Annotated in this window: 20 protein-coding genes and 1 pseudogene; 18 read left to right on the forward strand and 3 right to left on the reverse strand. The window is 59.2% G+C overall.

What is annotated here, in order from left to right; translation table 11 throughout:
- Positions 1-18: 18 nt before the first annotated feature.
- Positions 19-693, forward strand: coding sequence for a 4-carboxy-4-hydroxy-2-oxoadipate aldolase/oxaloacetate decarboxylase (locus CU102_RS23635; RefSeq protein ID WP_106713535.1), 675 nt, complete (start codon positions 19-21; stop codon positions 691-693).
- 77 nt (positions 694-770) lie between these two features.
- Here CU102_RS23635 and CU102_RS29485 read toward each other — a convergent pair whose 3' ends face one another.
- On the reverse strand, positions 771-1028 hold the full coding sequence (locus CU102_RS29485) for a hypothetical protein (protein WP_133624681.1): 258 nt from the start codon (positions 1026-1028) through the stop codon (positions 771-773).
- A 345-nt stretch (positions 1029-1373) separates the two neighbouring features.
- Between CU102_RS29485 and CU102_RS23645 the strand changes: the two genes are divergently transcribed.
- The 7 genes from CU102_RS23645 to CU102_RS23675 are packed head-to-tail and all read left to right on the forward strand — an operon-like array spanning position 1374 to position 7378.
- Complete coding sequence (locus CU102_RS23645) at positions 1374-1796, forward strand: acetyl-CoA carboxylase biotin carboxyl carrier protein (RefSeq protein ID WP_106713537.1); 423 nt, start codon at positions 1374-1376, stop codon at positions 1794-1796.
- Positions 1796-3187, forward strand: coding sequence for an acetyl-CoA carboxylase biotin carboxylase subunit (locus CU102_RS23650; RefSeq protein ID WP_106713538.1), 1392 nt, complete (start codon positions 1796-1798; stop codon positions 3185-3187). Before CU102_RS23645 ends, CU102_RS23650 begins: the two co-directional genes overlap by 1 nt.
- The gene (locus tag CU102_RS23655) at positions 3184-3612 is read left to right on the forward strand and encodes an acetyl-CoA carboxylase (protein ID WP_106713539.1); all 429 of its coding nucleotides are present in this window, start codon (positions 3184-3186) and stop codon (positions 3610-3612) included. Before CU102_RS23650 ends, CU102_RS23655 begins: the two co-directional genes overlap by 4 nt.
- Before the next feature lie 8 nt (positions 3613-3620).
- Positions 3621-4340, forward strand: coding sequence for a 5-oxoprolinase subunit PxpB (gene pxpB, locus CU102_RS23660; protein ID WP_106713540.1), 720 nt, complete (start codon positions 3621-3623; stop codon positions 4338-4340).
- Positions 4337-5362 carry a 5-oxoprolinase subunit C family protein gene (locus CU102_RS23665; protein ID WP_106713541.1) on the forward strand — a complete coding sequence of 342 codons (1026 nt, stop codon included), beginning with the start codon at positions 4337-4339 and terminating at the stop codon, positions 5360-5362. Before pxpB ends, CU102_RS23665 begins: the two co-directional genes overlap by 4 nt.
- On the forward strand, positions 5359-6126 hold the full coding sequence (locus tag CU102_RS23670; protein WP_106713542.1) for a 5-oxoprolinase subunit PxpA: 768 nt from the start codon (positions 5359-5361) through the stop codon (positions 6124-6126). The genes CU102_RS23665 and CU102_RS23670 overlap by 4 nt, the downstream gene beginning before the upstream one ends.
- A 49-nt stretch (positions 6127-6175) precedes the next feature.
- Positions 6176-7378, forward strand: a complete 1203-nt coding sequence (locus CU102_RS23675; protein ID WP_106713543.1) for a pyridoxal phosphate-dependent aminotransferase — start codon at positions 6176-6178, stop codon at positions 7376-7378.
- A 10-nt stretch (positions 7379-7388) separates the two neighbouring features.
- On the opposite strand, the gene nac is transcribed toward CU102_RS23675, so the two are convergent.
- Entirely contained in the window at positions 7389-8303 is a 915-nt protein-coding gene (nac, locus tag CU102_RS23680; RefSeq protein WP_106713576.1) for a nitrogen assimilation transcriptional regulator NAC, read from the reverse strand.
- 255 nt (positions 8304-8558) lie between these two features.
- On the opposite strand from nac, the gene CU102_RS23685 reads away from it, so the two are divergent.
- From CU102_RS23685 to CU102_RS23705, 5 genes are read left to right on the forward strand one after another with little or no spacing between them, the layout of a single operon-like run.
- Positions 8559-9338, forward strand: a complete 780-nt coding sequence (locus tag CU102_RS23685) for an SDR family oxidoreductase (RefSeq protein ID WP_106713544.1) — start codon at positions 8559-8561, stop codon at positions 9336-9338.
- Complete coding sequence (locus tag CU102_RS23690; RefSeq protein WP_106713545.1) at positions 9335-10042, forward strand: amino acid ABC transporter permease; 708 nt, start codon at positions 9335-9337, stop codon at positions 10040-10042. Before CU102_RS23685 ends, CU102_RS23690 begins: the two co-directional genes overlap by 4 nt.
- The gene (locus tag CU102_RS23695; protein ID WP_106713546.1) at positions 10039-10797 is read left to right on the forward strand and encodes an amino acid ABC transporter permease; all 759 of its coding nucleotides are present in this window, start codon (positions 10039-10041) and stop codon (positions 10795-10797) included. Before CU102_RS23690 ends, CU102_RS23695 begins: the two co-directional genes overlap by 4 nt.
- Positions 10794-11558 (forward strand): amino acid ABC transporter ATP-binding protein, encoded by a 765-nt coding sequence (locus CU102_RS23700; RefSeq protein WP_106713547.1) that lies wholly within the window; start codon positions 10794-10796, stop codon positions 11556-11558. Before CU102_RS23695 ends, CU102_RS23700 begins: the two co-directional genes overlap by 4 nt.
- A 30-nt stretch (positions 11559-11588) precedes the next feature.
- A complete protein-coding gene (locus tag CU102_RS23705; protein WP_106713548.1) occupies positions 11589-12425 on the forward strand; it encodes an ABC transporter substrate-binding protein in 837 nt (278 codons plus the stop codon).
- 293 nt (positions 12426-12718) lie between these two features.
- Here CU102_RS23705 and CU102_RS23710 read toward each other — a convergent pair.
- Positions 12719-13433, reverse strand: a pseudogene (locus CU102_RS23710) (IS6 family transposase).
- Between the two features lie 124 nt (positions 13434-13557).
- On the opposite strand from CU102_RS23710, the gene CU102_RS23715 reads away from it, so the two are divergent.
- The 5 genes from CU102_RS23715 to CU102_RS23735 all read left to right on the forward strand — a co-directional run bounded on the left by CU102_RS23715 (position 13558) and on the right by CU102_RS23735 (position 17661).
- Positions 13558-13851 carry a hypothetical protein gene (locus CU102_RS23715; protein ID WP_106713549.1) on the forward strand — a complete coding sequence of 98 codons (294 nt, stop codon included), beginning with the start codon at positions 13558-13560 and terminating at the stop codon, positions 13849-13851.
- 291 nt (positions 13852-14142) lie between these two features.
- Complete coding sequence (locus CU102_RS23720) at positions 14143-15060, forward strand: metal ABC transporter substrate-binding protein (RefSeq protein WP_106713577.1); 918 nt, start codon at positions 14143-14145, stop codon at positions 15058-15060.
- Positions 15057-15962 carry a manganese/iron ABC transporter ATP-binding protein gene (locus CU102_RS23725; protein WP_106713550.1) on the forward strand — a complete coding sequence of 302 codons (906 nt, stop codon included), beginning with the start codon at positions 15057-15059 and terminating at the stop codon, positions 15960-15962. The genes CU102_RS23720 and CU102_RS23725 overlap by 4 nt, the downstream gene beginning before the upstream one ends.
- Positions 15962-16819, forward strand: a complete 858-nt coding sequence (sitC, locus tag CU102_RS23730) for an iron/manganese ABC transporter permease subunit SitC (protein ID WP_106713551.1) — start codon at positions 15962-15964, stop codon at positions 16817-16819. Before CU102_RS23725 ends, sitC begins: the two co-directional genes overlap by 1 nt.
- Complete coding sequence (locus CU102_RS23735) at positions 16816-17661, forward strand: metal ABC transporter permease (RefSeq protein WP_106713552.1); 846 nt, start codon at positions 16816-16818, stop codon at positions 17659-17661. Before sitC ends, CU102_RS23735 begins: the two co-directional genes overlap by 4 nt.
- The last annotated feature ends 5 nt before the right edge of the window (positions 17662-17666 follow it).

Consider the following 17666-nt stretch of genomic DNA (forward strand, 5'->3'; position numbering starts at 1 on the left):
AAGCAAACAGAGGCTATCATGATCCATATCAAACAAATTCCTGAACGCCCGAGCCGGGAGGCCGTCGAGGCGATCGCTAAGTTCTCTCCTGCAACACTGCACGAGGCACAGGGGCGCCGGGGGGCGCTCTCCTCTCGCCTGAAGCCGATCGATTACCGTATGAAGCTGTGCGGTCCGGCCTTGACTGTAAAATGCGCGCCACGCGACAACATTATGCTGCAACTTGCCATCAACTACGCCCAGCCTGGTGACATCATCGTCGTGTCCGCCGGCGAGTACGAGGAAGCGGGATCGTTTGGCGACGTGCTGGCCAATGCCTGCCTAGCCAAGGGCATAGGCGGTCTGGTTACTGACACGGGCGTCCGCGACACCCTGCAGCTTCGCGATCTCGGCTTTCCGGTCTTTTCTCTGAGCGTCTGCATCAAGGGGACGGTCAAGGAAACGCTCGGGGCAGTGAACGATCCGATCACCATCGGCGACGAGTTGGTTTTTCCAGGTGATATCATCGTCGGCGATGCAGACGGCCTTGTCGTTGTTCGAAAGGACGAAGCCCTTGCCGTGGCTGAACTCGCCCAGGCCCGCGAGGATGCCGAAGCCGGCTATATTGCGGCCTACAAGGCGGGCAAGTCCGTGATCGAAGTCAGCAACCTCGAGCCGGTTCTCAAGGCCAAAGGCCTTGTGGTCGATCTTTAAAAGCGGCGCTATATTGGGCGGCATCTGAAGGAAGCCGCCCGAAAGTTTCAAAACTGCGATCAGCAACGCGTCAGCCTTCAGATGTCGCGAGCGCGTTCTACCGAACAGAGCGCTGCGATCAGTCCCGCTGCTGCGCCGAGCATCGCCGCGACGTTCGCTGCTCGGCCCGGCACACCTTCACCTGCGCAAATGCCGGGATGCGGCGACATCATCACAAGTACGCCAACAAAGCCTATCGACACCCGTGAACAGCGGCGCGACAAATGCCACTGCGTCGGCCAGCGCCAGAGAGCTGAAGAACATACCGCCTGTGCCCTCCAAACGGCGGACGACATGACCGCCAAATGCTTGGTCGCTGTCAGCTCAACGGTTTCCCTGCGGGCCTAGCCAGCGGAACGAGGGCGCAGATCGATAGGAAGCACACAACTTCGCCGATGACGATCGCGCCGTTTTGCGCCGTGCTGCTGGCCGCTATTTGCGTCGGTACCGGAAGATGGCGATATAGAAACCTTGGGACCCTATCGCGATGACAAGCCATGGTTCTATCGGCCAACCAGCGTGCAAACCAAGCTCCATCAAAACTTCGTCTGACCCCATCGCTTCTGCACTGATGTAGTCAGTTTGAAAGTCGGCACTGCTCCTATCAGCGGAACGACGGTAGCCTTGAGCACGGGTGACGTATGGATCTTTCAAAAATAAAGACTCTGATCGACTTCGTCGGCCACTCGAACATCACCGAGCTTACCGTTACGGAAAAAGATACGACCGTCCGGATTTTCCGGACGCACGCCTCGAGTCATGGCGCATCTTCAACGCATGCACCGCCGACAACGTCGACATCAACCGAAATCTTGCCGCCGGATACGGTGTCCATTCCAGTCCATGCGCCAATCTTTGGAGTGCTACACGCCGCTCCGGCTCCCGGTGAAAACGCATTCATCAGGCTCGGCGACACGGTCGAGGCCGGACAGACCCTCTTTATCATCGAGGCCATGAAGGTATTCAACAACATTGTCGCCCCCCGGGCGGGCCGCATTCTCCATATCACAGGTATCGACGGCAGCGAGGTCGAGACGGGTGACATACTGGCGGAGATCGTCTGATGCCCAACGGTCAAAACAACATTGTCGAACGGGAGCGAGGCTTCGACACGGTGTTGATCGCCAATCGTGGAGAGATTGCGCTGAGAATTCTCAAGGCATGCAAAGATCTCGACCTGAAGACGGTCATGGTCTGCTCGCAAGCCGACAGGCAGGCAAGCTATGGCACTCTCGCGGACACCTTACTTTGCATCGGTCCGGCGAGCGCCGGCAAGAGCTATCTTAACAAGGATGCGATCCTTCTCGCCGCGCGCCTCACGGGCGCAGGTGCGGTTCATCCAGGCTATGGATTCCTGTCAGAGAACGCAGCCTTCGCCGAGGCCGTAGAGGAAGCGGGGATGGTGTTCATTGGGCCGACAGCCCAGTCCATTGCCACCATGGGCGACAAGATTGCTGCCAAGAGTGCGATGATCGCCGCGGGCGTCCCATGCGTTCCGGGGCCCGATTCCGAGCTGCCTGACGACCACGCTGCCGTCGAGGCAATTGCCTCGCAGATTGGCTATCCCGTTATCGTCAAGGCCGCGGGCGGTGGAGGGGGACGCGGCATGCGTGTGGTTTCTGACGCCGGCACACTGCACGAATCCGTCGCAGTTACTCGCGAGGAGGCCCGCCAGGCGTTTGGATCGCCTGCGCTCTACATGGAGAAGTTTCTCCAGCACCCGCGCCACATCGAAATCCAGGTGCTGTGCGACGTGCATGGAAACGCGGTCTGGCTTGGCCATCGCGATTGCTCGATGCAGCGCCGTCACCAGAAGGTCATCGAGGAAGCGCCTGCGCCCGGCATCGCGCCTCATGTCATCGAGCCGGTCGCGCAAGCGTGTGTCAAAGCCTGCCTGCAGATCGGCTATCGCGGAGTCGGTACTTTTGAGTTTCTCTATGAGGACGGTGGTTTCTATTTTATCGAGATGAACACACGGCTGCAGGTGGAACACCCGGTGACGGAAATGACCAGCGGTATCGACATCGTACAAGCACAGATCAAAGCGGCACAGGGCATTCCGCTGGATATCCTTCAGAACGACGTTATGGCGGATGGCCATGCTTTTGAATGCCGGATAAATGCCGAAGATCCCACCACTTTCCTCGCTTCGGCCGGCACGATTACGGTGTTAGCGCTGCCGTCAGGTCCAGGCATCCGCGTCGATACCCATGTGCACGCGGGATATAAGGTTTCGCCCTACTACGATTCCCTGATTGGCAAGCTGATCGTGCATGCGCCATCGCGTGCCGAGGCAATCGTCACGATGCGCGCTGCGCTCGCCGAGACGCAGATCGAAGGCATTTCCACTAATCTCCCCCTGCTGCGCATGCTGTTCGACGACGAGGGCTTTGCAACCGGCGGGACAGATATTCACTATCTCGAAAAATGGCTGAAACGACGGAGAGCATCATGAGCGTGGTGGATTTCAGCGATCCCGCGACGATTGCCTTTCTCGCGGCTGCTCTTCAGGCGGCCGGTGTTGACGGCATCGAAATAATCCAGCCAGGGCGAACGTTGCGCATTGTCACCGGGCGAGATGCGCCCGGTGCGGATCCACTGGTCCAGATCTTGCAATCAACGTCGTGCGCAGCGAAGCCAGACAAAGTTTCAGCTCCGATGGCAGGAGTGTTCAGCAGCCATCATCCCGCTTCATCTGCTCCGCCATCGCAGCCTCCGCTTAAGGTCGCGGCCGGCGAGACTCTAGGCTTCATCGGGATCGGTTCCATCCTCCTGCCGGTCAAAGCTGTTAAACCAGGCGTGATGACACGGAGGGTTGCCGAGGATGGCTCCGTCGTTGGCTATGGCGATCCTCTTTTTGAATTCGAGCCCCGCCCATGACCTCCCCCATGCCTCAACCGACAGATCGCTCCTCTAACGCCCTTGGTACACCGGCGCGGATCGCGTCGGCCCTGCAGCGCGAGGTCCAGATCTCCACGATCGGTGCTCGGGCTTTTCTGCTCGAAGCGCCCGGCGACTTCGATCTTCCCGCCCAAAGGCGCATCTGGGCGCTTGCTCACGCGCTCCGGCACTGGGACAACCTTAGCGAGATCGTGCCGGGGATGACCAATCTCCTGGCAATCTTAAAGACGACGCCCGAGGACCCGGATGCGGTTATCGCGCGGCTTCGCGATGCCTGGCAGCGGGCCGAAAGCATCGACATTAAGGGCAAGACTATCGAGATAGGCGTCCATTACGGCGGCGAGCATGCCATCGACCTGGCTGCGCTCTGCGATCGTTCGGGATTGACCGACCGAGAGGCCGTCCGCATTCATCACGAGGGCACCTATACCGTCTTTGCCCTGGGAAGCGCGCCGGGTTTCGGCTATCTCCACGGACTGGACCCTCGCATCCATATGCCGCGCAAGACAGTGCCGTCCCTGAAGATGGCCAAGGGCTGCGTCACCATCGGCGGCATGCAGACAGGTGTCGCGATGCTCACCGGCCCGAACGGTTGGAACTCAATCGGCTTTGCCGATCTCCAGATGTTCGACCCCACCGCGGCCGTGCCCGCGATCATGGCGCCGGGCGATACCGTACGCTTCCTGCCGGAAAGGATCGAGCTGTGATCGAGATCGTCGACACCGGACCTTTGAACACGATCCAGGATCTCGGCCGGCCGGGCTATCGCGATATCGGTGTTACGGCGAGCGGTGCCATGGACCCCCTGGCGCTGAAGATCGCCAATCTGCTGGTTGGCAATGATCAGGGCGCTGCGGCGATCGAGGTGCAGACCTTCCCGTTCCGCCTCCGTCTTCGTGAGACGACGGTGTTCGCCGTGACCGGCGGAGCCAACGCGAAAATCGACGGCGTCGTTCTGCCGCCCTGGTGGACGCAGACTTGTGACGCCGGACAGGTTCTTGAGCTCCTGCCATCTCCTTTAGCCGCCCGTGCCTACGTCGCCTTCGCCGGAGGGGTGGACGTCCCGATCGTCATGGGCTCGCGCAGCACCTCACTGCGGGGCGCCTTTGGCGGCATTGAAGGCCGGGCCCTGCAGAAGGGTGATACACTTCTCCTCGGCGAGCCCATTGCCACGGTCTTGCCGGCCGACGGGCTGGGTGTCGTGCCCCCGGCAAGCGCACTGGCGGAGTTTTTCCCCGTGGCGGCCGATAACACGCTGCTCATCCGGGCCTTGCCTGCAGGCGAACACGACCTTTTCGGTGCCGATGGCGAACGTTTCTGGAGCCAGAGCTGGAAAATCTCCTCGCAAAGCGATCGGACCGGCTACCGGCTTTCCGGCGAGCCCGTGCGGCCCACGGCTCCGGTGGAAATGCGCTCATACGGCATCGTTCCGGGAGTGGTTCAGGTGCCCCCAGGCGGTGAGCCCATCGTGCAGATGAGCGACGCTAACACCGCTGGCGGATATCCGAAGATCGCCGGTGTACTCGACGCCGATCTTTGGCGGCTCGGGCAGGCGCGGATCGGGAGTCGTCTTCGCTTCGTCCGCTCCTCGCACGCTGAGGCGCGGACGCTCGACAAAGTAATCGCCGCCTATGTGGAGGATGTCCGCAACACCGCGCAGATGGTCGGGCGCGCCCTGGAGACCATGGCAGGGCCAAAGCCGGCCGTACGGAAAGGGAAAAATCAATGAAGATCGACATCAATTCAGACATGGGCGAGGGTTTTGGGCCTTATCGGCTCTGTGACGACGAGGCGCTGATGAAGGTCGTGTCCTCAGCCAACATCGCCTGTGGTTTCCATGCCGGTGATCCTGACACGATGGCGCGTATGGTTCGCCTCGCCAAAGCGAACGGCGTCGCTATCGGCGCCCATCCAGGATTGCCGGACAGGCTGGGTTTCGGCCGCCGCGACTTGCCTTTTTCTGCCGACGAGCTGCGCCAGCAGATGCTGTATCAGCTGGGGGCGCTGACGGCGATCGCAAAGGCAGAACGCGTTCCCGTCGCCCATATCAGCTTCCACGCCGCTATGGGCAACATGGTGAACCGGGATCCGGCTCTGGCTGACGTGATGATGGACGCTATCCGTGCGGTCGATTCGAACCTTATTGTCTTTGCCATGCCCGACAGCACGATCGCGCACGCTGCGGCTCGCGCGGGCCTGAAGTCCCTCCTGCTGTTCCTCGCCGACCGCGCCTATGATGCCCAGGGCAAGCTTGTCGCCCGCGGGTTGCCTGGAGCCGTAATCAAGGAAGAAGAAAAACTTCGTGGGCGCGTCCGGCAATTCCTCAAGACGGGCACCGTCACGACCATCGAGGGCGAGACCCTTGGTGTGCCGGCCCGCTCCATCCTCGTTCACAGCGATACTCCAGGATCGCTGGAGCTCGCGCGGATCGTGCGCAGCGAGATCGAGTCGGCGGGGGCAACGATCGTCCCGGCTGCCCAAATCGTTGAATAGCCACCCCCCTTCATCGTTTTAGATTTAACATCACCGAAAGCCATGTCCGATGCCAGCAATCGCCGATCGCCTTAACAACGTTTCCATCTCCGCTTCCGCCGCTATGACGCAGCGCGCCAGAGACCTCGCCGCCCAGGGCACTAAAGTCATCAGCCTTTCCGCCGGAGAGCCCGATTTTGCTACGCCGTCGCATGCGCTTGAGGCGGCGCATGCTGCGGCGCTGGCGGGTGACACCAAATACCCGTCGATGGACGGCACTCCAGCCCTGAAGGCGGCGATTGCGCGTAAGTTCAAGCGCGAGAACAATCTTGACTACGAGGCAAGCCAGATCGTGGTCTGCGGCGGCGCCAAGCAGGTCATCTTCAATGCCATGCTTGCCACCTGCAATCCGGGCGATGAAGTGGTGATCCCCGCGCCGTCCTGGATCAGCTATGCGGATATCGTCAAGTTCGCAGGCGCCGTTCCCGTGCCGGTCGCTTGCCCGCAGGAGGCCGGCTTCAAGCTGCGTGCCGAGGATCTGGAGGCTGCCATTACGCCGCGTACAAAATGGCTGTTTCTGAATTTCCCGAACAATCCCACAGGTGCGGCCTGCTCGCGCGCCGAGATGAAGGCGATCGCCGACGTTATGCTGCGCCATCCGCATGTGTGGATCATGACCGACGACATTTACGAACACCTGATCTATGACGACTTCGAATTCTGCACGATCGCTGAGGTCGAGCCGAAGCTCTACGATCGTGTGCTGACTGTCAATGGCGCGTCCAAGGCCTATGCGATGACGGGTTGGCGCCTTGGCTTCTGCGGCGGACCGAAGGATCTGATCGCGGCTATCAGCAACGTCAATGGCCAAAATGGCGGCGGCACGGCGACCATTGTTCAGGCGGCAGCCGCAGCAGTGCTGGATGGGCCGCAGGAACTGCTCCAGGAGCGCGCCGCCATCTACAAGCAGCGCCGCGATTTCGTCCTGTCCGAGTTGGCCAAAATCGATGGCCTGAAATGCCACAAGCCTGAAGGTGCCTTTTACATCTTCCCGAATATATCGGGCCTGATCGGCAGGACGAGCAGGGGCGGGCGGAAGATCGAAAGCGACACCGATTTCGTCATGGCGCTCGTCAATGAGCATTACGTGGCCACAGTGCAGGGCGCCGCCTACGGCATGAGTCCATTCTTCCGCATCTCGTATGCCACCAGCATGGAGAAGCTAACGGAAGCCTGCGCCCGGATTTCGCTGTTTTGCGCTGAGATGCGTTGAGCCTCTGCGGTCACCCGCGCGGCGCCTTCAGCCGCGCGGTTAGCTCAATCAGTATGTCCTTGACTGCGACAGCGGGTTCCGAGAGCGGCGTGTGATCGGAGGTGCAAAGCGAAAGCGTTTCTTCGATCCGCGGCGAGACCATTCGGCAGATCAGCGGCTCGCTCGATTCCGTAATGATCCGGTCGGCGATGGCCTTGGGCATGATTGTTGCCCCAAGACCGATGCTGACGGCCCGTGTCAGTGTCCTGACGATTTCCACTTCACCGACGACTTTGAGGTTGGTTCGAGTCCGCGTGAAAGCAGTGTCTACGGCACGCCGGACGAAATTGTAGGCGGGCGGCATCAACAGCGGAAGGCCGTCCAGCGCTGTGATGGAGACGGGCTTGTCATCGGCCTCGATCGCGAAATCTGGATGCGCCACCAGAAAGAATTCCTCGCTGAGCAAGGGCTCGAAACGAACGCCCTTGATCGGTCCGGAACCATGGATCAGCGCCATCTCCAGACGGCCGTTCATAATCATCTGGCTGTAGGTCTGGCCAACGCTTTCGGTCAGATGGAGGAGGATGCCGGGGTGACGCTTGCGCGTTTCCGCCAGCAGATCAATGGAGAGCGTGGCAGCGCTGCTGAAGGGCACAAGCCCGACCGATACGCGGCCGGCGAGCGAGTTTCCGGCCGCCGATGCATCGGCCTGGGCCTGATCCATCTGACGCAGGATGATCTGCGCATGACGATAAACAGCATGTCCAGCATCGGTCATGCTGACCCCCTGCTGGCTGCGGTTCAAAAGCTTTTGGCCAAAATGCTCTTCCAGCGACGCGAGTTGCTGGCTCAAAGCGGGCTGGGCCACATGTAATATATCGGCGGCTCGCGTTATGCTGCCGGAATCGACGATGACGATAAAGGATTTGAGCCGTCTGGTGTCCATTTTGACGCAATCGATCCAATCATTTTTCTGGCTATGGTACAGGCCTTCGGCGAATTTGCAAATCGGAAAATACAAGAAAAATCATACGCTTACACAATGGCGCGCCAATCGCCATGCCAACCCATAGAGCCTTAGAGGCCAGCAATTGCATCATCCTTACGCGTCATAAGGCTTGCTTATTGCTCCACAAATAATCGGTCTTAGGCAGGGCTTTGAAGTTCAACTAATGTTCAAAAAACAACTGGGGAACGAGAAATGTCATTTTCCGATTACAGGACAGCGTTGGTCACGGGCGCCTCTTCCGGTATTGGTGCGGCTGTCGTTGAACGGCTGTGCCGGGAAAATATCGAGGTTCACGCCCTAGCTCGCAGCGCAGAACCACTGCAGAAACTTGCAGAAAAGACCGGTTGCATCCCTCATGTGATTGACGTGACAAATCGCACAGCGCTTGGCGAACTAACGGCCCGCATTGCGTTCGACATCCTGGTCAATAATGCCGGCGTCGATCGTCCGAAGAAATTCCTGGAAGCCGAAGAAGGCGATATTGATCTTCTGGTTGACGTTAATCTTCGTGCTGTCCTGCATCTCTGCCGCATGGTCGTACCGGGCATGGTCGCGCGCGACAACGGCCATGTGATCAACATCTCCTCGATAGCGGGCGCTTATAATTTTGGCGGCAACTCCTCCTATCATGCGACGAAGGCGGCCGTGAGCATGCTGTCCAATCAACTGCGTCTCGATGCCTTCGGCAAAAGGGTGCGTGTCACGGAAATCTGCCCGGGCCGGGTCGCGACCGACATTTTCGCACATGTCCACGGCGACGACCCATCGATCCGCGAACGCTTTATCGACGGCTTCGAACTGCCGAAAGCCGCTGATATCGCAGAGGCCATCGCTTTCGCTATCGCCGCACCCATCGCTGTTAATATCGGCCACATGGAGATCACGCCGACCCTCCAAGTGATGGGCGGCCTTCAGACTGCCAAACCGGCAACGCCACGCGCGGCGCCTTCCCCTAAAGGATTGAAGCCGTGACAGGGTTTGATCTCTCCGCGATCCTGACCAACCCGGAATTCATCGCGATGCTCTTGCACGGCATCGTGATGACTTTCGTCATCGCGATCGGCTCCTGGCTCCTGGCGATGACCCTGGCCATCCTGCTGCTCGCGCTTCGCTTCTCGCCCGGGCGCTTTGGCAATGCCTTTGTGGCCGGCTATGTCTCCTATCATCGCAATGTTCCCACGCTCGTTCAGCTGATGCTGTGGTACTTCGGCATCTTCACGCTGTTGCCGGACTGGCTGAGCTATTGGCTCGCAAGCCACAACGCCGAAGCGATTTTTGCGATCATCGGGCTCGGGCTTTGCCAGGCCGCCTACTTCAGCGAGGATTTGCGATCCGGGCTTCGCTCGGTCAGCCCGGGACAAATGGAAGCCGCGCGGGCGCTCGGTCATGGTTATCTATCGGCGATGCGCTTCGTATTGATGCCGCAAGGGGTGCGAAACGCATTGCCACCGCTGATCAACCATAGCGTTTCACTCTTTAAAAATAGCAGCCTGGGCGTCGTCATTGGCGCGTCCGAGCTGACGCATGCGGTCAAGGAGATTGAGAACCTCAGTTTCCGCACCTTCGAGATCTACCTGATTGGAACATTGCTCTATCTGTTCTTCTCGCTCCTCATCATGGCCGGCGGCGCCTATCTGACGATGCGCGCTGATCCAGCCGCGAGGACCCGCGCATGATCAACGATATCATCGCCATTATCCGAGATTATTGGCTGCTGCTTTTGATCGGGCAATATCCGAACGGTCCGTTGGGCGGGCTTGCCAACACGCTGATCCTGTCGGCGTTGAGCATTGCTCTTGCATTTCCCCTCAGCATCTTGCTGGCGCTGGCGCGCCTGTCCAAATGGCCGTTCCTGCGCTGGCCGGTCACGGTGCTCGTCTATGTAACGCGTGGCGTGCCGCTGCTGATGCTCATCCTCTGGAGCTATTTCCTGGTTCCGCTGCTCACAGGCGCCGATGTGCCGAGCTTTGTGACGATGCTGACGACACTCGTCATCTATCAAGCCGCGTTTCTCAGCGAGGTCGTGCGGGCAGGGATCGTTGCACTGGGCCAGGGGCAGATGGAAGCCGCCAAGGCTTTGGGACATGGCTATTTTGGTGCGATGCGCTTCGTGATTTTGCCCCAGGCGCTCTACAACATGATCCCAAGTATTCTGTCCACCTTCGTGTCGACGATCAAGGATACGACCCTTGGGTATGTCATCAACGTACCGGACCTCACCTTCGCCGCAAGCCAGGTCAACAACCAGCTCCTCACACAGCCCTTCCAGGTATTTCTCATTCTTGCGCTCATCTACTACGCGATCTGCTGGTCGTTGACCCATGTCGCCTACCGTCTCGAGCGCCGGATCACCCGCAAGCGTGCCGGCCTCACCGGCGCCGGAGCAGCAGCCGTGATCGCACCCGCTAAAATCATATCGGAGCAGCTATGACACCGTCAGAATCGCCACAGGATACGTATGCGATCCGCATTTCGAAGGTCTCCAAAAAGTATGGCGACTATCCGGTCCTAAAAGACATCAACGCCCAAGTCGCCCGAGGCGAGGTGGTGGTTATCTGCGGACCGTCCGGCTCAGGCAAATCGACGTTGATCCGCACGATCAATCGTCTCGAGGAGATAAACAGCGGGTCGATTTCCTTCGACGGCCAGAACATTCACGCACCCATGAAAACGCGCGAGCTCAACCACCTCCGCAGCCGGATCGGCTTTGTCTTTCAAAGTTTCAACCTGTTTCCGCATCTGTCCGTGGTCGACAATGTCTCGATGTCGCCAGTGCGGGTAAAGGGGGTGGCTCGCGATGTCGCTCATGACCAGGCTCTGCGCCTTCTCGACCGCGTCGGGCTCGCTGACAAGGCCAATGCTTTTCCGGGCCAGTTGTCGGGCGGCCAACAGCAGCGCGTGGCGATTGCCCGTGCTCTTGCCATGGAGCCGCCTGTCATGCTGTTCGACGAGCCGACGAGCGCGCTCGATCCAGAGATGGTCGGAGAAGTTTTGGCCGTCATGAAGAGCCTGGCTGCCGACGGCATGACCATGCTGTGCGTTACCCATGAAATGGGCTTCGCACGCGACGTTGCCGACCGGATCTGGTTCATCGACGCCGGCCAGATCATCGAAACGGCGACGCCGGAGGAATTTTTTACAAGCCCCCGCCATCCCCGCGCTCAACGGTTTCTCGCCGATCTGCGACACTGACACCTCAATAATAACCAAAGGAGAACAGCTATGACCATGAAATGCATCGTGCTCAGTCTCGCTATTGCAGCGACCGCAGCGATCGCTCCCGCCAAGGCGGACCGGCTGGATGACATCATGTCCGCCAAGACGCTTCGCTGCGCGACGTTTGCTGATGTGCCACCTTTCGCCTCGCCGGATCCTGCGACCCGCGAAATGGCTGGCTTCGACGTTGATCTATGCAATGCAATTGCCAAGCACCTTGGCGTAAAGGCCGAGGTCAAACCGGTCTCCGTCGAGGCGCGTGTCCCGGAGGTCAAGCTCGGCCGCGTCGACATTACGGTGGCAAATCTTGCCTATACCCAAAGCCGCGCCGATCAGATCCAGTTCAGCGATCCGTATTACCTCGCCAAGGAAATGCTCATTGTTCCTGCTGACGATCCTGGCCAGACAAAGGCTGATTTCGCCAACCAGCGCATCGCATCCGCAAAGGGTTCTACGTCGGAAATGTCAATCAAGCTCAATAAGTCCGAGCCACTGACGTTCCAGGACACCGCATCGGCCTATCTCGCCGTTCAGCAGGGTAAGGCTCGCGGTATGGTGGCCAATACGATGACCACGACAAAGTTCGTCAACGAGTCTCAGACCAGGGGCAAGAAGATGCGGATGATTCAGGATCCCATGCTCTTCCAGCCAATCGGCGTTGGCATGGCAAAGGACCAACCGGCACTGACCGCCAAGGTCAACGAAGTTTTGCATTCGCTCGATGAGTCAGGCGAAATCAACAGAATCTGGGACAAGTGGCTAGGCCAGAACACCGAATACAAAATGACGCGAACAGACAAAGTTGTTCCGATCGGCGAACTGAAGTTCACCCCCATCCCGTGATCCCCGGTTAGTTTGATCGTTCGGCGTGTAGATTCCACGGTAGAGTATGGGTGCGAGCTTCGCAGCGATGGATAACTTTGTGGTGGCGCTGGGAAAGGCGGCGAGCACTTCGGGCCTCGTTGAGATAGTCAAAGTGCTCCCAGGTTGAAGCCGGACCCGTCCGGCTTCAACCATTGATCTCACTCCGAAATCACCATACGCCGACAAGCTAATTAGCGATCGGTGGGAAAAGGCTCGGCAGGGTACTGTAAACTTAACGCTCTGAAAACAAGAGCTGGGAGTGGCGCTTTGGTTCAGGCGGCGCGAAGGCCTGCTATTTGGCACCACGCTTCCATGGCTGCTGCTCGCAGCTCGCGATAGTGGTGAGATGGGGTCTCGTGGCGGGGAATTTGGAAGAGGTTGGCGATCGGATCGTGGATCGAGACGAAGCGCTGAAGCTGTCGTGGTGACTTGAAGCGTTTCATGATCCGCTCACGCCGTCGGACGGGTTGATGGGAATTCTCCGCTCGATTGTTCAGTCCTTTGTGCGAACGATGCTGGACGCCGGGCATGATATCGCGTTTTGCGGCACTGTAGGATCGGAGCTTGTCGGTGATTATCACGCGTGGCGAACGGCTTTGTCCTTTCAGAAGCTTGCACATCAAACGCTTTGCAGCCTTGGCACTGCGGCGGCTTTGGACCAGAACGTCGAGGACGAAGCCATGCTGATCGACGGCGCGCCAGAGCCAGGGTTTCTTTCCTCGAATGGTGATGACGACCTCGTCGAGGTACCATTTGTCGCCGAGCCTGCCGGCTGAGCGCTTGCGGATATCATTGGCGAAGCGCCGCCGAATTTCTCAGCCCAGAGTCTCACGGTCTGGTGAGAGACGATATGCCACGCGCTGCCAGCATATCCTCGACCATGCGCAAGCTGAGCGGAAACCGAAAATAGAGCCAAACGGCATGGGCAATCACTTCCGCTGGAAACCGGTGGCGACGATAGAGAGGATCACGTGCAAATCTGGTCATCACCCCAGATCCCACATTTTGATCGATGCTCGGTTAACGTTACGGTGCCACTGCCTGAGCGGTCCGACCTATCGCTCCCGCCCCATCCCCACGCCCCACAAATGAGAAAGGTATCGAAATTCCTATGAGTACATTTATCAATCCTTTCGCTCCCGAACGTCGCAGCCTTCCTTGTCAGGCGACAGCGATCAAGGCGTGGACGCGTGAGGTTCTTGAATGCGGCGGGGATGTTGTCGTCTCGGTCAATCAGCTGGCCTGCACCGAGCGGGGGAGCGCGCCGCAAGAGACGGTCGTTCTTTTGCTGCTGCCCGATAGGCGCTCCCTCAAGTTCTCCATTCATAAAGCACTTTACGATGTGACCGAGGCCGATGTCGTCGCCGCCGCCCAAAGCTGCGAGGAGGCAAAGGCGGCAGGTTGAGTTGCCTTGTTTCGTCAGCAGTTGTTTGAGCAATCGCCTCGCTGCCTTGGCATTGCGGCGGCTCTGGACCATTCATCGAGGATATATCCGTCCAGATCAACAGAACATTATAGCCAGTGGTTTCTGGCATCTATGCTGATGACCGGTTCGTCGAGATGCCGGGCATCACCACGGCCGTGTTGCTTGCAAAGGGGGCGCCGCGCATTATTGCGACTAATTCGCACTTGCAAAACTGGCAGGCGCCAAATAAAGGTGCACTTGCAACGCAATCGCAATAAGGAAATGATGAGCATGTTTGATCGCGTCAGACGCTCGTTTCTCGTTGGGCTTACGGGGGCATGGGTACTCAGCCTCCTGCCAGGAAGCGCATTAGCCCAGGAGAAGTTCAAGGCCGTTACCACCTTCACCGTGATTGCGGATATGGCGAAGAACGTGGCAGGGGACGCCGCGATCGTGGAATCGATCACCAAGCCGGGGGCCGAGATTCACAATTATCAGCCGACACCGGGCGATATCCAGAAGGCGCAAGGCGCGCAGCTCATCCTCTGGAACGGGCTCAATCTCGAGCTGTGGTTCGAGAAATTCTTCCAGAACCTGAAAGACGTGCCGGGCGCTGTGGTCTCCGATGGCGTCGAGCCGATGGGCATCTCCGAAGGACCATATTCTGGCAAGCCCAATCCCCATGCCTGGATGTCACCGAAGAATGCGCTGATCTATGTCGACAACATCCGCGACGCCTTCGTGAAATACGATCCGAAGAATGCCGAGACCTACAGAGCCAATGCCGAGGCCTACAAGAAGAAGATCACCGATGCGATAGCGCCGATCCGGGCGAAGCTCGATGCAATCCCTGCGGACAGGCGCTGGCTGGTCTCGAGCGAGGGAGCGTTCAGCTATCTCACACGCGACTTCGGCCTGAAGGAACTTTATCTCTGGCCGATTAACGCCGACCAGCAGGGGACACCGCAACAGGTGCGCAAGGTCATTGATGCAGTCAAGGCCAACAAGATCGTTGCCGTCTTTAGCGAGAGCACGATTTCCGACAAACCGGCCAGGCAGGTGGCGCGCGAGACAGGAGCCCTTTATGGCGGCGTCCTCTATGTCGATTCGCTGAGCGATGCCGACGGTCCGGTCCCGACCTATATCGACCTTCTCCGCGTGACCTCCGACACCGTTGAAAAGGGCCTGACGCAGGGTCTGTCGCAATGAACGCCTTTGTTTCACCTTTTGCTCCCCCAGGGTCTGCGGGGGCTGACTCTGGCCTTGCCGTACGTGGCGCCACCGTCACCTATCGCAACGGCCACACCGCGCTGCGTGATGTGACCTTCCAGATCCCGACGGGCACGATCACCGCTCTCGTCGGTGTCAACGGCTCGGGGAAGTCGACACTATTCAAAGCGATCATGGGCTTCGTCCGCCTCGCAAAGGGTGAGATCTCCATTCTTGGCCAGCCAGTTGACGTTGCGCTGAAGAAGAACCTCGTGGCCTATGTACCGCAGAGCGAGGACGTCGACTGGAACTTTCCGGTTCTGGTCGAGGATGTGGTCATGATGGGCCGCTACGGCCATATGGGCATGATGCGCATTGCCAAGGCCGCCGATCATGCGGCGGTGTCGTCTGCTCTCGGACGCGTGGGCATGAGCGATTTCCGCAAGCGCCAGATCGGCGAGCTTTCGGGCGGGCAGAAAAAGCGGGTGTTCCTTGCCCGCGCGCTGGCGCAGGATGGTCGCGTCATCCTGCTCGATGAACCCTTCACCGGCGTCGACGTCAAGACCGAGGATGCCATTGTCCAGCTGCTGCGCGCGTTGCGCGACGAGGGCAGGGTGATGCTGGTCTCGACCCACAATCTCGGTAGTGTGCCGGAGTTCTGCGACCGCACAGTGCTGATCAAAGGCACCGTGCTTGCTTACGGCGCCACGATGGAGACCTTCACACAGGCGAACCTCGAAAAGACCTTTGGCGGCGTGCTTCGCCACTTCGTGCTGAGCGAGGCGGAAGTCGGCAAGCCGCATGCGGTCGACCTCATCACCGATGACGAACGCCCACTCGTCTTTTACGATGACAAGCCCACGGCGCGCGATCCCGAAAAGGGCAATGGGGGGCCGACTTGATGAACCTGCTCCTCGAGCCCTTTGCCTATAACTACATGGTCAATGCCATGTGGGTCTCCGCTCTGGTCGGCGGTGTCTGCGCCTTTCTGTCCTGCTATCTGATGCTGAAAGGCTGGTCGCTGATCGGCGACGCGCTTTCGCATTCTATCGTCCCCGGTGTCGCCGGCGCCTACATGCTGGGTCTTCCGTTCTCGATCGGTGCCTTCTTCTCTGGCGGACTGGCTGCCGCCGCCATGCTGTTGCTCAACCAGCGGACCAGACTGAAGGAGGATGCCATCATCGGCCTGATCTTTTCGTCCTTCTTCGGTCTCGGCCTGTTCATGGTGTCGCTGTCGCCGACCTCGGTGAACATCCAGACCATCGTACTTGGCAACATCCTTGCCATCACTCCCGAGGATACGCTTCAACTTGCCATCATCGGCTTTGTCTCGCTTGCCATCCTGCTGGTGAAGTGGAAGGACCTCATGGTGGTCTTCTTCGATGAAAGCCACGCCCGCTCGATCGGTCTCAATCCGACGGCGCTCAAGATCATGTTCTTCACGCTGCTTTCCGCTTCGACGGTAGCGGCTCTCCAGACCGTTGGCGCCTTCCTCGTCATCTGCATGGTGGTGACGCCGGGCGCAACTGCCTATCTGCTCACCGACCGGTTTCCGCGCCTGCTTGTCATCGCGGTTGCCATTGGCGCTGGGACCAGCTTCACCGGCGCTTATGCCAGTTATTTCCTCGACGGCGCCACCGGCGGCATCATCGTCGTCCTGCAGACACTGATATTCCTTATTGCGTTCGTCTTCGCACCCAAGCACGGCCTGCTCGCCGCGCGTCGGCGGGCAAGTCAGGCGTTGGAGACGGGCCTATGAGCATTCTCGACACATTGCTCACGCCGTTTCAGTTCGAGTTCATGGTCAATGCGCTCATCATTTCGGTGCTGGTCGCAATCCCCACCGCTCTGCTCTCCTGTTTCCTCGTGCTGAAGGGTTGGTCGCTGATGGGAGACGCGATCAGTCATGCCGTCTTCCCCGGTGTCGTCATCGCCTATATCGTCGGCGTCCCATTTGCCGTTGGCGCTTTTGCCGCCGGTATGATCTGCGCGCTGGCGACCGGTTTTCTGAAGGAGCACAGCCGTATCAAGCAGGACACGGTGATGGGCATCGTCTTCTCCGGGATGTTCGGTTTCGGGCTGGTGCTCTACGTCAAGATCCAGTCTGACGTGCATCTCGACCACATACTGTTTGGCGACATGCTGGGCGTCGGCCTCGGGGACATTACAGAGACCGCAATCATCGCGGCGATAACCGCCGGCATCATCATCATCAAATGGCGGGATCTCTTGCTGCACGCCTTCGATCCCGCGCAGGCGAGGGCAGTCGGCCTGCGGGTCAGGCTTCTGCATTATGGGCTCCTGTGCCTGATCTCGCTGACCGTCGTCGGGGCGCTGAAAGCGGTCGGCATCATCCTCGCCATCGGCATGCTGATCGCGCCGGGCGCCATTGCCTTTCTGCTGACCCGTAAGTTCAGCACCATGCTGATCCTCTCGGTCGTTATCGCAGTGATCGCCTCATTCCTCGGTGTCTATCTTGCGTTCTTCATTGACAGCGCGCCGGCCCCGACGATCGTGCTGCTGATGAGCATCGTTTTCATCGCCGCAGTCATTTTTGCCACCAGCAAGGCCGCGCGGATCGAGCGGCGTGAGGCGAGCTGAGCTCT

The organism is Phyllobacterium brassicacearum (assembly GCF_003010955.1).
Classification (GTDB): Bacteria; Pseudomonadota; Alphaproteobacteria; order Rhizobiales; family Rhizobiaceae; genus Phyllobacterium; species Phyllobacterium brassicacearum.

Coding starts and splice junctions, on each gene's coding strand:
- CU102_RS23635 (WP_106713535.1), top strand. CDS start 19: ATGATCCATATCAAACAAATTCCTGAACGCCCGAGCCGGGAGGCCGTC.
- CU102_RS29485 (WP_133624681.1), bottom strand. CDS start 1,028: ATGTCGTCCGCCGTTTGGAGGGCACAGGCGGTATGTTCTTCAGCTCTC.
- CU102_RS23645 (WP_106713537.1), top strand. CDS start 1,374: ATGGATCTTTCAAAAATAAAGACTCTGATCGACTTCGTCGGCCACTCG.
- CU102_RS23650 (WP_106713538.1), top strand. CDS start 1,796: ATGCCCAACGGTCAAAACAACATTGTCGAACGGGAGCGAGGCTTCGAC.
- CU102_RS23655 (WP_106713539.1), top strand. CDS start 3,184: ATGAGCGTGGTGGATTTCAGCGATCCCGCGACGATTGCCTTTCTCGCG.
- pxpB (WP_106713540.1), top strand. CDS start 3,621: ATGCCTCAACCGACAGATCGCTCCTCTAACGCCCTTGGTACACCGGCG.
- CU102_RS23670 (WP_106713542.1), top strand. CDS start 5,359: ATGAAGATCGACATCAATTCAGACATGGGCGAGGGTTTTGGGCCTTAT.
- CU102_RS23675 (WP_106713543.1), top strand. CDS start 6,176: ATGCCAGCAATCGCCGATCGCCTTAACAACGTTTCCATCTCCGCTTCC.
- nac (WP_106713576.1), bottom strand. CDS start 8,303: ATGGACACCAGACGGCTCAAATCCTTTATCGTCATCGTCGATTCCGGC.
- CU102_RS23685 (WP_106713544.1), top strand. CDS start 8,559: ATGTCATTTTCCGATTACAGGACAGCGTTGGTCACGGGCGCCTCTTCC.
- CU102_RS23695 (WP_106713546.1), top strand. CDS start 10,039: ATGATCAACGATATCATCGCCATTATCCGAGATTATTGGCTGCTGCTT.
- CU102_RS23700 (WP_106713547.1), top strand. CDS start 10,794: ATGACACCGTCAGAATCGCCACAGGATACGTATGCGATCCGCATTTCG.
- CU102_RS23705 (WP_106713548.1), top strand. CDS start 11,589: ATGACCATGAAATGCATCGTGCTCAGTCTCGCTATTGCAGCGACCGCA.
- CU102_RS23715 (WP_106713549.1), top strand. CDS start 13,558: ATGAGTACATTTATCAATCCTTTCGCTCCCGAACGTCGCAGCCTTCCT.
- CU102_RS23720 (WP_106713577.1), top strand. CDS start 14,143: ATGTTTGATCGCGTCAGACGCTCGTTTCTCGTTGGGCTTACGGGGGCA.
- CU102_RS23725 (WP_106713550.1), top strand. CDS start 15,057: ATGAACGCCTTTGTTTCACCTTTTGCTCCCCCAGGGTCTGCGGGGGCT.
- sitC (WP_106713551.1), top strand. CDS start 15,962: ATGAACCTGCTCCTCGAGCCCTTTGCCTATAACTACATGGTCAATGCC.
- CU102_RS23735 (WP_106713552.1), top strand. CDS start 16,816: ATGAGCATTCTCGACACATTGCTCACGCCGTTTCAGTTCGAGTTCATG.